The 14,984-nt window shown below is 59.3% G+C and carries 10 protein-coding genes and 1 pseudogene; all 11 read right to left on the bottom strand.

Annotation, left to right across the window (positions count from 1 at the left end; translation table 11 throughout):
- Positions 1–719: 719 nt before the first annotated feature.
- Positions 720–2,645, bottom strand: a complete 1,926-nt coding sequence (locus JC200_RS12420; RefSeq protein WP_274432015.1) for a SpoIID/LytB domain-containing protein — start codon at positions 2,643–2,645, stop codon at positions 720–722.
- A gap of 780 nt (positions 2,646–3,425) precedes the next feature.
- Positions 3,426–4,904, bottom strand: a complete 1,479-nt coding sequence (gene tnpC / locus JC200_RS12415; RefSeq protein ID WP_274432014.1) for an IS66 family transposase — start codon at positions 4,902–4,904, stop codon at positions 3,426–3,428.
- Positions 4,894–5,757: a Druantia anti-phage system protein DruA gene (locus JC200_RS12410; RefSeq protein WP_274432013.1), complete on the bottom strand. Its 864-nt coding sequence runs from the start codon at positions 5,755–5,757 to the stop codon at positions 4,894–4,896. Before JC200_RS12410 ends, tnpC begins: the two co-directional genes overlap by 11 nt.
- A gap of 586 nt (positions 5,758–6,343) precedes the next feature.
- Complete coding sequence (gene murA / locus JC200_RS12405; RefSeq protein WP_274432012.1) at positions 6,344–7,660, bottom strand: UDP-N-acetylglucosamine 1-carboxyvinyltransferase; 1,317 nt, start codon at positions 7,658–7,660, stop codon at positions 6,344–6,346.
- Between the two features lie 418 nt (positions 7,661–8,078).
- A complete protein-coding gene (locus JC200_RS12400; RefSeq protein ID WP_274432011.1) occupies positions 8,079–8,345 on the bottom strand; it encodes a DUF1146 domain-containing protein in 267 nt (88 codons plus the stop codon).
- Positions 8,346–8,364: 19 nt separating this feature from the next.
- Complete coding sequence (locus JC200_RS12395; protein WP_274432010.1) at positions 8,365–10,086, bottom strand: NADH-quinone oxidoreductase subunit N; 1,722 nt, start codon at positions 10,084–10,086, stop codon at positions 8,365–8,367.
- A gap of 3 nt (positions 10,087–10,089) precedes the next feature.
- Positions 10,090–11,634 carry a complex I subunit 4 family protein gene (locus JC200_RS12390; protein ID WP_274432009.1) on the bottom strand — a complete coding sequence of 515 codons (1,545 nt, stop codon included), beginning with the start codon at positions 11,632–11,634 and terminating at the stop codon, positions 10,090–10,092.
- A gap of 1 nt (position 11,635) precedes the next feature.
- Positions 11,636–13,576, bottom strand: a complete 1,941-nt coding sequence (gene nuoL, locus JC200_RS12385) for an NADH-quinone oxidoreductase subunit L (RefSeq protein WP_274432008.1) — start codon at positions 13,574–13,576, stop codon at positions 11,636–11,638.
- A 4-nt stretch (positions 13,577–13,580) separates the two neighbouring features.
- Positions 13,581–13,910 carry an NADH-quinone oxidoreductase subunit NuoK gene (gene nuoK, locus JC200_RS12380; protein ID WP_274432007.1) on the bottom strand — a complete coding sequence of 110 codons (330 nt, stop codon included), beginning with the start codon at positions 13,908–13,910 and terminating at the stop codon, positions 13,581–13,583.
- 1 nt (position 13,911) lies between these two features.
- Entirely contained in the window at positions 13,912–14,442 is a 531-nt protein-coding gene (locus tag JC200_RS12375) for an NADH-quinone oxidoreductase subunit J (protein ID WP_274432006.1), read from the bottom strand.
- A gap of 149 nt (positions 14,443–14,591) precedes the next feature.
- Positions 14,592–14,969: pseudogene (locus tag JC200_RS12370) on the bottom strand (NuoI/complex I 23 kDa subunit family protein); the annotation flags it as partial.
- Positions 14,970–14,984 lie beyond the last annotated feature (15 nt).

Raw genomic sequence — 14,984 nt, 5'->3', positions numbered from 1 at the left:
GATAAGCGGCGGCCAGCCGTCTATCCCACGCCGCAGACCCCGATTTTTGGCGGATAAGCTGTTATGTGCCGCTATTGTCGGCGGGATGTGCACACTTTCGCCACGCAGGCCGACCAGCGAGTGGCCGCGCCCGGAAGCACCCGGGTCCGCCATCGCGATCGCACGCCCGAATCGCCCACCCGAATCGCCCATCCGTGCGTCGCATCGGGTGCACGCGTGAGTGCAGGTCAGCCACAACGGCACGGAACCTGGCGCGAAACGGGATGCTAGATGCGAACGGTGACGGGTGGCCAGTGGCCAGTGGCCAGTGGCCAGCGTGGCGGGTGCGACGGCGCGAGGGGCAGATAATAGCCGCACAGAACCGCTTATGTGCCCGTTTGGGAGGCTCAACTCCGGAAATAGGCTGTCCACAACCGTTTATCAGCGATCCCGGCGCCTAATTTGGGGGCCTCGGAGCCTGATAAGCGGCGGCCAGCCGTCTATCGCACACCGCCGACCCCGATTTTTGGCGGATAAGCTGTTATGTGCCGCTATTGTCGGCGGGCTGCAGACTTCTGACACGCAGGCGGACCGGGGAGTGGCGCCGCAGGGAGGCACCCGGGTCCGCCATCGCGATCGCACGCCCGAATCGCCCACCCGAGTCTCGCATCGGGTTTTCGCACCGCCGTTTCTCCCGCTCCCGCTCCCGTTCCCCCTCCCGATGCCCAATCCACGCTCGCTCACTTCCCTGTCAAGAACGGGAGGTCCGACACAGTGGTCGTCCCCGGGTAGAAGTGGCTGACGATCGCCTTCCAACTATCACCTCCCGCCGCGAGCACCGTCGCTTCATGCAGGCTCATGCCAATGTCTGTGCCAATCCCTCTGGTCGTAACGACTAGATTGCCACCCTGCACCGCAAGGGTAAAGTCGGCCGATGGCAGTCCCAGTCGGTTGGCAAAGTCGATGCCGGTCCACGCCCGCAGACTTCCCTTCATATTAATAGTTTGGACGAAGCCCTCACTCCCCCGCGACGATACGGTGAAGGCCGCAGGGTTGAGCGCGCCCGTGCGAGATGCCGCAGTGCCAGCCGCTGCTGTATTAGTGCGAGATGGGGAGGTGCTGGTTTTCGGGATCCCGGTCGTCGTCACGCCAGTCTTCGCGGCGCCGGTCTTGCTGGCGCCGGTCTTGCTGGTGGCACTCGTGCTGGCACCACCCGTGCTCGTGCTGGCCCCAGCACCGCCGGTTGTGCTGGCACCGCCACTCGCCGTGCCGCCAGTCGCCGCGGTGCCGGATGCGAGCCCGAGGTGGGAGGCGAGCTGCGCCGGAGTGAAGGTGAGCGTGCGGGTGGCAGCTGGATCGGCCTGGTCAGCCGGGCAGGCAACCGACGGCAGGTACGGCATGTTGCGGCCAAACACTGCGGACGCGTTGCGGGTGCGCCCGGGGGAGAGGGCGAACATGAATGCCGGGATGGGGCTGCCTTGGTAGGTCAACACCTTGCCGTCTGTCGCGATCACGGCCTCTTGCAACCGCGCTGTGTAGGTCGCGTCGTTGGCTCCGTACTTTTGCACCTGCTGCGCCTCGGTCAGCCACGGCAAGTCGAGCAGCGGGTCGTCCGTCACCAGTGCGCCGTGTTGGGCGGCAATCGACGTGATGGCGGCGCCTTTGTGCGCCATCAGGTACACGATGTAGGTGCGCGTGGCGACTGCCGCAGCCTCGAGAGACTGCATGGGCGCGGTCGGCGGAAGCTCAGCGGCGAGCACGTTGACAATGTAGTTGTTCAGCGGCACGTGGCTGACTGTGCCCGAGCCAATGCGGTAGACGGAGATGGTCGTCTGGGCGTCGACACTGTTGATCCAGCGCCCGACCAAGTCGGGGCTCGTCCGATGGATGGACCATGCGCTTACGGCCGGCACACAGATGAGCGCGGCGAACACGCCGGTCAGGGCGAGGATCACTTTTGTCGGCCGCTCGATCTCGATTCGCCTCAGCGGCCCCGCCAACCTCCTCAAAGCGCGGCTTGCGAGGAGGTTGGAGAAGCCGCTGACGAACAGGCGGGCAAGCCAGTTGACGGCGTCGGCTGCAGACGACGCTGCAGTTGCCGCGGAATGGGCACCAGTCTGTCCGCCATACGCACCTTTGCGGAACCGGGCGTGCGTGCGCGAGGTGGTGTCCGAAGTGCAGACAAAGCGGGCGGTACCGCCGGGATCACTAGTGCGAACGAAGCGAATCTGCTGCGACGTTTCGGACTCGGATTGGGTGGCGCCACGGGTCGTGGCGCCAAACTTTGCTTGGACGGCCTGCGCGACCCGAGCCGTCCGGACGGTGAGGACATCTCGAGCAACTCCGGCAGCGGCACGAGCGGAGCCGGCGGCGGCGCGGGCAGTCCCGGCAGCGGTCCGAGCGGAGCCGGCGGCCTGGTCGGAAGTAGTCGCGGCCCAGGTACCAGCGCGAAACCTACGCCGGCTGGCTGTATGTCTGCGGGACGGGGGACCTGCCACTCCTCTGGCGGACGAGGCGTGTGTGCCTGGGTTTGCCTGCTCCATGGCGGCCTCCGTCGCAGCGCGCACGGCCTTGACGAGACGGCGGCGTTTGTTGCGCGATTTGATGGAGTCCTTGATCCGAATGACAGTTGCAGTACGAGATGGTGGCTCCGGTGGGTGTTGCAAGCGGGATCAACCTCCGTTCGTCGTGTACCTCTGGCCGTACTGCTGTGCCTAGGCCGCGGCCACTGACTAGTAGTTTGTCTAGTAGAACGATATGAGGTCGATAGGGAGAATATGTGCGGTAATGCTGTGAAAGTCGAGTGGGCGCTAGCTGTGGTCCGTAGAGTTTCGCTAGGGTGGGAGACACTCAACGCGACCTGGTGCGCTTGAATTTGGTGGATTAGCGACGCCTGCGTCGCTAACCTTTCATCTTTGGCCTCGCCGACGCTGCGTCAACGGCCGAGGCAACGGTAAAAATGTCGCGCCCTCCCGATTAAGCGATATCTCACGCATGCTCACTCATTCGCAGGTAAGTAAGTGTCAAATTGACACCTGCAGCGCGGCGTTCTCTCAGCTAAGTGTCAAATTGACACCTGCAGCGCGGCGTCCTCTCAGCTAAGTGTCAAATTGACACCTACAGGGCGACGTCCTCTCAGGTAAGTGTCAAATTGACACCTACGGCACGGCGTCCTCTCAGCTAAGTGTCAAATTGACACCTGCAGCGCGGCGTCCTCTCAGCTAAGTGTCAAATTGACACCTACAGGGTGACGTCCTCTCAGGTAAGTGTCAAATTGACACCTACGGCACGGCGTCCTCTCAGCTAAGTGTCAAATTGACACCTATCGACCCCGTTTGGTGGTCATTAGCGACATTTTCGGTTACTACTCAGGTACCCCGTCGCAAGGCACCCCAAAAGGGGGTGTTGAGGACACCCCTTGCGACAGACTTTTTGGGCTACTTTTGTCAGGTCCCTGCGAAGACCGGCTGGCCACGAAGGACCGAAACCAGGGAAGGAAGTAGAGGAAGGTTCTGTTTTAACAGGCTAGAGATAAGGCTGCGGAGTACGGAGAAGGTCTTACCGCCCTCCTGTGTACGAAAGAGCCCGGAGACCTTCTGTTTCACCTTGGTCATCCGAATGTCCCGTTCCGCCTGGTTGTTGTCAAAGGGCACGTTCGCATCCCAAAGGAAGCGAAGGATGGACTCCTTGTGCGACTCAAATCGCTGTCCTAAATTAGCGGCTTTGCTTTTGCACTTTCGTCCACGTGGTCCTGTTTTCGTCGGCACAGGATCCAGCGCCCATTCAGTTTTGCCTAGCTCAAGAATGGCATCGTAAGCCGTCTCAATCTCGGCAATGGTTTCATCAGCGAGCGGGAGACCCTTCTCCCGGGCGTCCCTAGTGAGCTTCCAAGCGCCTCGGAGCAATTCCTTCATCTGCTTAGCCCACTGATGTCCATCATTGTCCAGGATACCTTGACATTCGCGCAGGAGGTGAGCATTGCATAGCGCATGCTCAAATGAGTAGATGGGTCGGAAGTAGGCCGAGAGGCAGTCATGAACGACGACGCCCTTAAAGGTGTCCAGTATCCCCATGCCTTCAATCGCGCCGGTACCACGCTGTGGATAAGTGTCCATGAGCGTCCATTCTGGATTGGACACGACATGCAACCAATGTTGTTTGTTGACGATACGTACACCCGTTTCGTCGGTATGGAGCAGCGGCGCATTGCACAAGTTCTCCCGAATGACGGGGATGGCGCTTAACTCCACGGCACCCGCCATGCTCTCTAATTGGCTCAACAGGGTCGCTTCACTGGGCCGTTGTCCAGTTAGGTCGGCATAGAACTGTCCGATTCGGTCTAAAGGGAGCATATGATAGGCATTTAAATATGTGGTCCATGCTGCAAATCCATCCCCATACTGCACTGGAGCTTTGACGCCATCCGGGAAGCTGGCACGTTGCAATGTATTGCAGCAGGGACAGCGCTTTTCCTCGGCTTGGTGCTCTGTCACAACGAGACGAGGTGCGGGCAAGTCGAATACCTGACGTTTCACGAGGCCCTTCGTGGCTACCGTTTCCAACGATGCGGCACAGTTGGGACAGGCGTTAAGCTTGTGGACGATGACCTCATCGGGGGTCTTGCTCATGAGCAGAGTGTGCCCGCTATGCCCTTTGGGGCCGCCTCTCTTACCACCCGGCTGGCGTGAATTCGTTGGTTTACGAAATCCATCACTAGATGGAGGCTTACTGGAATTGCGGCTGTTCTGGTTCACTTGGCTCTCGAGGACCCTTACACGCTCTTTTAACTCGCGGATTTCAGCCGCCTGTTGCTCAACGATAGCTACGAGTCCTCGTACCAAATCAACAACCGCATCAGGTCCCTGTTCATATACTTGCAAAATGCATTCACGTTCCATTGCTTTAAATTCCAGTTCAAATTCCATTCGAAAGTACCTCCCTTGCATTGGGCACCAGGGCATACACATAAACATCCTTGCGTGTAACGCTCAAGGTATGGTGCGTGTCATTGCGGCTTCTCCCTTGCGTCTGGCCGACTTGAATCCAGTTAGCAGCCCGGTAGCACGTGCCACGGAATCGTTGCTGTTCGACAAACGTCTCCAGCAGGTGCACCGGATGACCATACTTGTCCATCCAGTCTCGGCAGATGCGACTGGCGATGCGGCTGAGGAGATGACTAGCCAGATTGGGAACGGTGACCCAAGGGAGGATGAGAAAGCGCATGTTGTTTGTCACAAGGGATAAGGAATTCCGACGAACACCCGGTGTCCAGCGAATCCACGCGTCGCGTGGCGCAACTTTCCAAGCAGCAGACCCAAAGAGCAGGCACGCTAATGGGCGTCCGTACCGGTCGTAGACAAGATACTTCATGTTTTCACCGACCGCGCCGCAGAATCCCAGGTAATGATATGCGGCGAGCAAATGTCGGAACAAAACTGATGATGCGGATGTCTTTACAATCTCGATTCGCAGCGGCAACAGATCTCGCAAGGGACCCGAAACGGGGGTAGTGTCATGGGCAACGGAACGAACGATTCTTGTCGCGTTTCCAACGCCGACGGCGCGAGGGGCTGGAAGTCGAATGTATTTCAGTCGCTCAAGTTTGAGCAACATGGTACGACAGGCCATGTCTTTTAGCTGGCCATTGCCGTTTGTCCAGTTCCAAGTCGCACACAGTTCGCGCGATAACCGAGTGCGATTCCAGTCAGGGTGACAATGGATGAGTTCACGTATCCATGCAATATCTTGTTCGGTAAGGTGGCGTCCTTGTATCTGCATACCACCATTCTACAAACAAAAGACCGCTGAGTCCAGCTATTTCTAGCCTGGACTCAGCGGGTACCTGAGTAGTAACCATTTTCGACACTTAACGCGACCTGGTGCGCTTGAATTTGGTCGGTCAGCGACGCCTGCGTCGCTAACCTTTCATCTTTTCCCTCGCCGACGCCGCGTCTACGGTAAAAATGTCGCTATCGACCCCGTTTGGCGGTCATTAGCGACATTTTCGACACTCAGCGCGACCTGGTGCGCTTGAATTTGGTCGATCAGCGACGCCTGCGTCGCTAACCTTTCATCTTTTCCCTCGCCGACGCCGCGTCTACGGTAAAAATGTCGCTATCGACCCCGTTTGGCGGTCATTAGCGACATTTTCGACACTCAGCGCGACCGTGGCCGACCGTGCCGGGCTTAATTGGTGGATTAGCGACGCCAGCGTCGCTAACCTCTCATCTTTCGCATCACGCCTCACGCCTCACGCCTCACCCGAGCATGCTCGCCCCACGCACGCACGCCACGCGCCTCACCCGAGCATGCTCGCCCCACGCACGCACGCATCACGCCTCACCCGAGCATGCTCGCGGCGCACCTACATCGAGCCGGTGCGCTTCAGCAGAGCACGCGCTGTGCCTTCGTCGTCGTCATCGACGCGGCGGATGCGGGCGCCAAGGGACTGAAGTTTGCCGACCAGGTTGTCATAGCCGCGATCAATGTGATGCAGGCCAAGTACCTCGGTCTGGCCTTCGGCCATCAGGCCGGCGATGACGAGAGCTGCGCCTGCGCGCAGGTCGGTCGCTGTTACCGTCGCACCGGACAGGCGCTCCGTGCCATTGATGATGGCCGTGCGTCCTTCAATGTGAATCTCAGCGCCCATGCGTTGCAGTTCGGCAACGTGCATGAAGCGGTTTTCGAACACAGTCTCGGAAATGGTGCTCGTCCCGAACGCTGTCGTGAGCCCGGCGACCATCTGCGCCTGCAGGTCTGTCGGGTACGCCGGGTAGTAGTGCGTCTTCACGTCCAGGTTGCGCAGGCGGCCGCGTTCGACAGGCCAGACCCGAATGCCAGAGACGTGATCTTCAATTTTCGCCCCTGCCTCTTCAAGCTTGGCAATGAGCGACATGATGTGCTCCGATACGGCGTTCTCCACGTAGACGCCATTGCCGATCACGGCGCCTGCGAGCAGGAATGTACCCGCTTCAATGCGGTCTGGGATGACTGTGTGATTCGCACCATGCATACTCTTCACGCCGTCGATCCGAATGGTGTCCGTTCCTGCGCCGCGCACGTGAGCGCCCATGGCGTTCAGGTAGTTGGCGAGATCGACGTTCTCCGGTTCTTTCGCAGCGTTCTCAATGATAGTCTGTCCGTTCGCGAGGCAGGCAGCCATCATGATGTTTTGCGTCGCGCCGACGCTCGGGATGTCGAGGTAGATGCGCGCCCCGTGCAGTCCTTCCTTAGGTGCCTGCAGACGGACAGCGCCACTGTCGATGCTCGCCGTAGCGCCCATCGCCTCAAATCCTTTAATATGCAAGTCGACCGGCCGTGGGCCGATGTTGCAACCGCCAGGAAGCGCGATGGTCGCGGTTCCGAAGCGGGACAAGAGCGGTCCGGCGACGACAAAAGACGCCCGCATTCGACGCACGAGGTCGTACGGCGGTTCCGTACTCCAGATACTCTCGGCGTTGATGCGTACACTGCCATTGGCTCGACGGACTGTCGCCCCGATGGCGGCCACGGTGTCCATCATGTGCGCCACATCTAGCAAGTCCGGCACGTCATCAATCGTGCTGAGTCCTGATGAAGCCAGCGTGCTGGCAGCGAGAATCGGTAGTACAGCGTTTTTGGCGCCGCTGACGCGAACGCGGCCCTCTAGCCGTCGCCCGCCTTCGATAATCATTCTGGTCACTGCGAGAAACCTCCGTGTCACCAACTGCCTTACAGCAAGCGTGGCTGCAGGCGAGAATCGAGATCCATTACAGGATTCGATGCAATTTCTGAGTTGTGGGGGTATACCCATTGTACGGGATTCAAATCTGTTTAGACGTCAGCGCACAGGGACCTACCACGACAAACGCGACGGAATGCTTGTTGGAACGCCTTACTGGAACGCCTTGTTGAAACGCTTAGCTGGAACGCCTTGCTGGCATGTTTGTGAAGCTCTCAGAAACGTGCAGTCATGCGCCGCCTCATATACATACTCCACCTTAATGTTTTCTACTTACGACGTTCTGATTCCTGCACGTCAAAATAGGAAAATGTCGCAAGCAGTCGCGCGGTCGCTGCTGCGGCCTGTTGACCCTCTACAGCGCACGAATCTGGTGCAATTACACCAGCTTGAGCAACTGCGTCGCAAGGATAAAGAGCACAATCACCCATCCGAAGATGAGGCCGCCGACGAGCGCGATGAGCACGCGCAAAAGCCTCGCCTGCGGGCCAAACGGGTCGACCGTGAACTTATCCCAACGCAGAATCCCGATTGCCCGCCAGGTCAGGTACATGCCGCCGAGGAAAGCAGCGATGAAGACCATCCCGTCGATCCCGACGAGCGCTGCGTTAGCGCTCGTCACTCCCGGCAATGTGCCGTTTGGCATTACGCGACACCCTGCCTTCCTAGAACCACTGGGCACTCACCAACACATGCAACAGCGACGACGGAACGAAGCCGAGCACCAGCGTACCCGCTACGCACACTCCAAGCAAGACGTGCATCACCGGACTGACCCGAATTGGGGCGATGTCTGGCGACAGAGAGACCGCTGCGGCAGCAGTAGCAGCGGCGGCACCCGCACCCCCCGCGGTTCCTGCACCCGCCGTGCTGAGCCGTGCCGTGCCTGACCCTGCTGCACCGTCCGCAGCATCCGCCGGCACACGGCCGCCGGTCGTCACGTAGCCCGCTTCGCGCAACAACTGCCGACGAATTTTCCAATCCGGTGCGTCGCCGAGGTCTGAGCGGAACACTTTCTTGAGCCAGCCGATGTAGTAAAAGAACGAGATCACGCTGGTGCCAAACAGGATGATACCTAGCCATGCGTAGCCGAGGTGAAGCGTATCGGTGAAGATGTAGAACTTCCCGATAAATCCGGCAGTCAGTGGTGCACCAGCCATGGACAGGATGAATACGGTCAGTGCGATGGCGAGCCACGGCGACCTGCGGTAGAGCCCGACGAGCGCTTCATCGTCGTGCGACTGACGCGCATACGACACGAGGTGCACAATCGCAAAGGCGCCGATGGTCATAAACGTGTAGGCGAAGAGGTAGAACGTGATGGTCGAGAACAAGCTTGACCAGTCTGCAAGTTGGATGGTTGCGCCACTCGTAGACGCTGGGTCAATGGTGCCAAACAGCGCGAACGGAACGAGGACGTAACCGGCCTGCGCGACACTTGAGAATGCAAGCAAACGCTTCATGTTGCGCTGTGGCAAAGCAATGAGATTACCGACAATCATCGTCACGGCCGCGAGAATCGCCGCCCAGAAGTAAATATGCGGTCCGGCTGCGTTAAAGACGTAGAGCAGCATGCGCACTAGCATCGCGAACGCAGCAGTCTTGGACAGCGTTGCGAGGAACGCGCTGATTGGAGCCGGAGCCCCTTCGTAAGTGTCAGGCGTCCACATGTGGAACGGCACGAACGACAACTTCACGCCCATCCCAGCGAGCATGAGTAGGAACGACAGCAGCACGACAGCCGGGTAGTTTGCCCACAGCGTCGGCCCTGCCTGGCCGAGCGAGTCGAGGTTGGTCGTGCCGGAGATGCCGTAAATGAATGACATGCCGTAGAGCAATACGGCGGAACCAATCGATCCCATAATGAGATACTTGACGGCGCCCTCGACCGACTTGACGGCGCGTTTACGCAGCGCGACGAGCACGTAACTCGAAACTGACAGCAGTTCGAGGCCGACGTACAAGGTCACAAGGTCAATCGCGGTGGCCATCGCGAGACCGCCGGCGATTGCAAACAAGATGAGGTAAGTGTGCTCGGCAGCGACCTTGTGCTTGGTCGCGTAGTCCATCGTGAACAGCAGGATGAGCAGCGCGGAGATGAGCAGCAGCACGCTGAAAATGTTGCCGAAGGCGTCTGCAACAACCGTGTTCAGCACCGTTGGGGCTGCTTGGCCATGCAGTGCCAAGGTCTGCGTATGGCCGTACTGCAAGAGCGCAACTACCAGCGCTACGGCGACGCCGACGAACGACACGCCAGCGAGCCAGCGCCTGTCGCCTTTCTGGAACAGGAACTCCAGAATCATCACGACAAACGCGGTGATGACGACGACGATGAGCGGGCCCATCGTGCTCCAGTACGGTTGGTGGAGTACATTCATGGTCGGCATCTGTTACCCTCCTATCCTCAGCAGCGCTTGGGCGGAGAGGCCAAACAGATGGCCGACAACCTCCGGGAAGATGCCGATGACTAACACCATCGCCGTGAGCAGCACCATCGGCACATACTCGAGAGGTCTGGCGTCCGCAAGCGCGGCGTACTGTTCGGCCGTAGGGCCGAAGGTCGTCTTCTGCATCGCGTATAAGAGGTACACGGCAGACAGGATGATGCCGATGACGCCGATGAAAGAAATTCCAGGGTAGGTGCCAAAGCCGCCGATAAACGCCTGGATCTCGCTGATGAACCCACTGGTCAACGGCAACCCGAGCGAGCCGAGCGCGGCGACGAGCAAGAAGCCGGAGAGCATCGGCATCGCCTTGGACAGTCCACCGAGGTCGGCGAGACGAAATGTTTTCGTCCGTTCGCGAATGGAGCCAGTCAGTTGGAACAACAGCGCTGTGAGCAAGCCGGACGAGACGAGCATGAACATGGCGCCTTGCAAGCCAGCGCTGTTCAAGGCGGCGATGCCGAGCAGGACCAACCCCATGTGACTGATGCTGCCGAAGGCAATGAGCCGACGCCAGTCACTCTGCGCCCAGGCGGCAAACGCGCCGTAGAGAATGTTGATGACGCCGAAGACGGCGATGAGGACGCCGAAGTGGCGAACCTCGCCAGGCAGTAGTCCAACGCCAAAACGCAACAGCACGTAGGCGCCGGTCTTCGTGAGAACACCGCCGAGAATCATGTTCGTCGGCGTATCGGCGAACTCGTGTGCCGTCGGCAACCAAGTGTGGAACGGAACGAAAGCTTCTTCAATGAACACTGCCAAGAGCAGGACCAGGAACAAGGTCACGCGGACGCTGTTCGGAAACAGCGCCGTCGAGGCTTGGCCAATGTTGGTGGTAAGCGCCGGGATGCTAAACGACATTGCCGGCACGGAGGCTGACGTGGAGACGCCAACCGGTGCGAACGCGCCGACCGCTGCGTACGCGAAGCCAACGAAGGCGACGAGCAGCGCGACAGTGGCAAGACCGCGGTAGATGAGGAATTTGAAGGCGGCCTTGTGGCTGCCGGGTTCACCGAACACGTAAAGCAGGAAAAACGTCGAGAACAGGCCCAGTTCGAGCGCAACGAGGAACGTGAACAGGTCGAGCGCTGTGAACACCGCGAACAGGCCCGCGGAGACGAGCGTGATCCAAAAGTAATACTCTTTGCGCCGCGGCGTCAGGCTCTTGCCGGAAATGACAGCGACCGTGACGACGAGTGAAGCAAGGACCAGCAGCGGCAGCGATAAGCCGTCTACGCCAAACGACAGCGAGATGGGCACAGACTGCCCGCGCCACAAATCCGGCAGGGTGAACCAGACGACGTGCGAAACAAACTGGAAGCCGCCTTTGGCCGAGTCATAGTGGAACCACGCCCACAGAGCAAGGACCAGCGGAATCACTGCACCAAGGAACGCGATGAGCTTGTAGAAGGGTCCGCCAAGCTTTGGCAGCAGCAGAATCAGCGCCGCAGCAATGAGCGGGATGAGGACCAGCCAGAACATCAGGCTCATCTCAGAACACACCTCCTATGTGGAACATCGCGATACAGAGAATCAAGAACAGGCCGAAGGCTGCCACGACACCGTAGACTTGGACTTCACCAGTCTGGGTGTACTTGAGGCCAAGGCCGATAATGTAAGCGATGCGCGAAACAATGTTGACAATGCCATCGATGATGTAGCGGTCGACGATATCGACGATGGCCGCGATGACCTTGCCACCTCCGACAATCACGAAGCCGTAGACTTCATCGAAGAAGAACTTGCGGTTCGAGATAGTCCAGAAGAAGCTGAGGTTCTGCTTCATCTTCGCGCTGTTGATAACCGGGCGCCAGTACATCAGCGCCGCGAGCAGGATGCCAAGCAGACCGACGGTGACGCTGATGGCCATGAACAGAATGTTCGGCGGGTAGATGTGGCCGATGGTGGACACCACGCCTTGCCCTGTCAGGGTTCTACCGGCCACGACCGGGTAGTCGTTGAACAGATACTTCTCGAGCGCGTAGCCGTTGAGCGGACTGTTAAAGAAGCCAGCGACGGTCGCGAGGATGCCAAGCACGATGAGCGGCACAGTCATCACCCACGAGCCTTCGTGCGCATGTTCGTACTTCGCCTCGTCGCGCGGCGTGCCGGTGAAGGTCAGGAAGAACACGCGGAAGATGTAGAACGCGGTAAAGAACGCCGCGATGAGCCCGAACCAATACAGTGTCGGGTGGCCGCTTGCGAGGGCCGCGCCGAGAATATCATCCTTCGACCAGAAACCAGCGAAGGGGACGATGCCGCCAAGCGCCAGTGCGCCGGCGAGGAACGTGTAAGTAGTGATGGGCATCTTCTTGCGCAAGCCACCCATCTCGAACAAGTCCTGCGTGTCCACCGCGTGGATGACGGACCCTGCAGCGAGGAACAAGAGCGCCTTGAAGAAGGCATGCGTCATCAGATGGAAGACGCCGTACGCGTACGCTCCGACACCAAGCGCCATCATCATGTAGCCGAGCTGAGAAATCGTAGAGTAGGCGATGACGCGTTTGATGTCCCGCTGCGTCGGCGCAATGAGAGCCGCGAGTAAAGCGGTGACGCCGCCAATCCAAGCCACTGTCGTCAGCGCTGTGGAACTCTGCAGGAACAGCGGATACATCCGCGCCACCAGGTACACGCCTGCGGCGACCATCGTGGCCGCGTGAATCAACGCGGAAACTGGCGTGGGACCTTCCATGGCGTCCGGCAACCAGACGTGCAGCGGAAACTGCGCGGACTTGCCAATCGCCCCGAGGAACACGAGCAACGAAGTGAGCGTCACCAGGCCACCCGCCGAAATCCAGCCGAGTGACAACTGGTGCGACGCTGCCGCCTGAAAGATGGTGTTGAAGTTGAACGACCCGCTCGCAAGGAAGAGCAGGATGATTCCGATAAAGAGACCAGCGTCGCCGATGCGCGTGACGATGAACGACTTCTTCGCCGCCGCGGCCGCTTCCGGCTTGAAGTACCAGAAGCCGACGAGCAGGTACGAGCAGAGCCCGACCATCTCCCAAAACATGTACATCTGCAACAAGTTTGGCGAGATGACGAGCGCCAGCATCGAGAACACGAACAAGTTCAGGTACTGGTAGAAGACACTGAAGCGTTTGTCGTTGTGCATGTAGCCTTTCGAGAACAAGAGCACGAGTGTACTGACAAGTGTCACGACGACGAGCATGAGGGCGTTCAGGTGTGTCACCTGCCAGCCGAAATCGATGCTCTTCGTCCCGATGGTCAGCCAGTGGAACGTGTCCGTGACGTTGCCCTGCGGTCCTTTGCCAAGCCCCCGAAAGATGGCAATGCTAAGCAGGAACGACACAAAGGTCAGGACCGTAGAGACGCCCGCTGCCAGCCCTTCCGGGAGCCGTCTGCCGAGGGCCAGCAGAAACACATAGGCAACCAGCGGCAACAATGGGACGAGCCAAGCATGCTGTGCCACAAAATCACCTCTTCAAAGTGTTGAGGTCTTTGACCTCGCTGGTCTTGCGCAGCCGGAAGATGGCCAGAAGCAGGGCCAGACCGACGCCAAGTTCCGCCGCCGCCACCGTGATGGCGAACAGAGAGAACACTTGCCCATCCAAGTTCGGCGCGACGCCGAGGCGAGAAAACACCACCAGGTTGATGTTCGCCGCGTTCAGCATCAACTCGACGGACACCAGCACGATGATGAGGTTGCGCTTGGTCAGCGCCCCATACAGGCCGATGCAGAACAGAAACGCTGCGAGCGCGAGAATCGATGCGGTTGGGACTGGGATAAGACCGCTGCCGCCCATTCTACTCGTCCTCCTTTCGCTCTTGCGCAAGGATGACCGCGCCGACCAGGGCCACAATCAAAAGCAGCGACACGAGTTCAAACGGCACGGCATAACCGCGGAACATGGCAATACCGATGGCAACGGGGTTCGAGTTGCCGGCCCCATTGATATTCACCGTGCTCGACGCCTTCGGCCAGGCAACCGACCGAATCGTGAAGAACAGAACCGCCGCGAGGAGAATACTGCCAATGGCAGCGGCGACGTTGTGGAAGGAAGCCTTTTGCGGTGGCTCGACGGCCTCGTGGTTGGTCAGCATGATGGCGAACAAAATGAGAATCGTGATGGCGCCCGCGTAAATCGCAACCTGCGCGATGCCGACGAACTCGGCGCCGAGCATGAAGTAGATGAGCGAGCAGCTGATGAAGACGCCGCCGATGGACAGCGCCATGTAAACGACTTTGCGAAAACTGAGCAGCATGACGCCAAAGCCGAGCACAGCGAGCGCGATAATGAAAAACGCGATGGTCGGCAAGTTCCACGTAAACGTCACTGCGGTTCACCTGCTTTCGCGGCTTCACTTGACGCCTTCGCGTCAACGCCAGCGTTCGATCCGTCAGCCGAACCTGCTTCAGCCGCTGCGTCCGTGGCGACTTCTGCCTCGGCAAAGCGCTCCGGGTGGCTGCGCTCGTAGTGCAGCTCGTTGTCGTGCAGCCAGTGCATGTCGAGATACAGGTCGTCGCGCGAGTACGACGCGAGCTCGAACGTGTCCGACATCAAGATGCACTCCGTCGGGCAAACCTCTGTGCAAAGGTCGCAGAGGATGCAGATCTCGAAGTTGATGTCGTACGTCTCAATCCGCATTTTCTTGTTCTGGTCACGCGCTCCGGAGAGCGAAATGCAGCTCGTCGGACAGATGCGCGCGCACTGCTGACAGGAGATGCAGAGCTCTGGGATGAAGCGGTGAACACCGCGGAAACGCTCCGGCCACTCGGGCATCACGTCCGGGTACTGGAGGGTGACCTTTTTTCTCGGCAGTTGACTCAGTGTGACGCCGAGTCCCTTGAGAAATCCAAACATCGTATCTCCCTCCCT

It is taken from the genome of Alicyclobacillus sp. ALC3 (assembly GCF_028751195.1).
Classification (GTDB): Bacteria; Bacillota; Bacilli; order Alicyclobacillales; family Alicyclobacillaceae; genus Alicyclobacillus_L.
The sequence above is the reverse complement of the archived record's forward strand: the minus strand, read 5'-3'. Positions and strand labels throughout refer to the sequence as shown.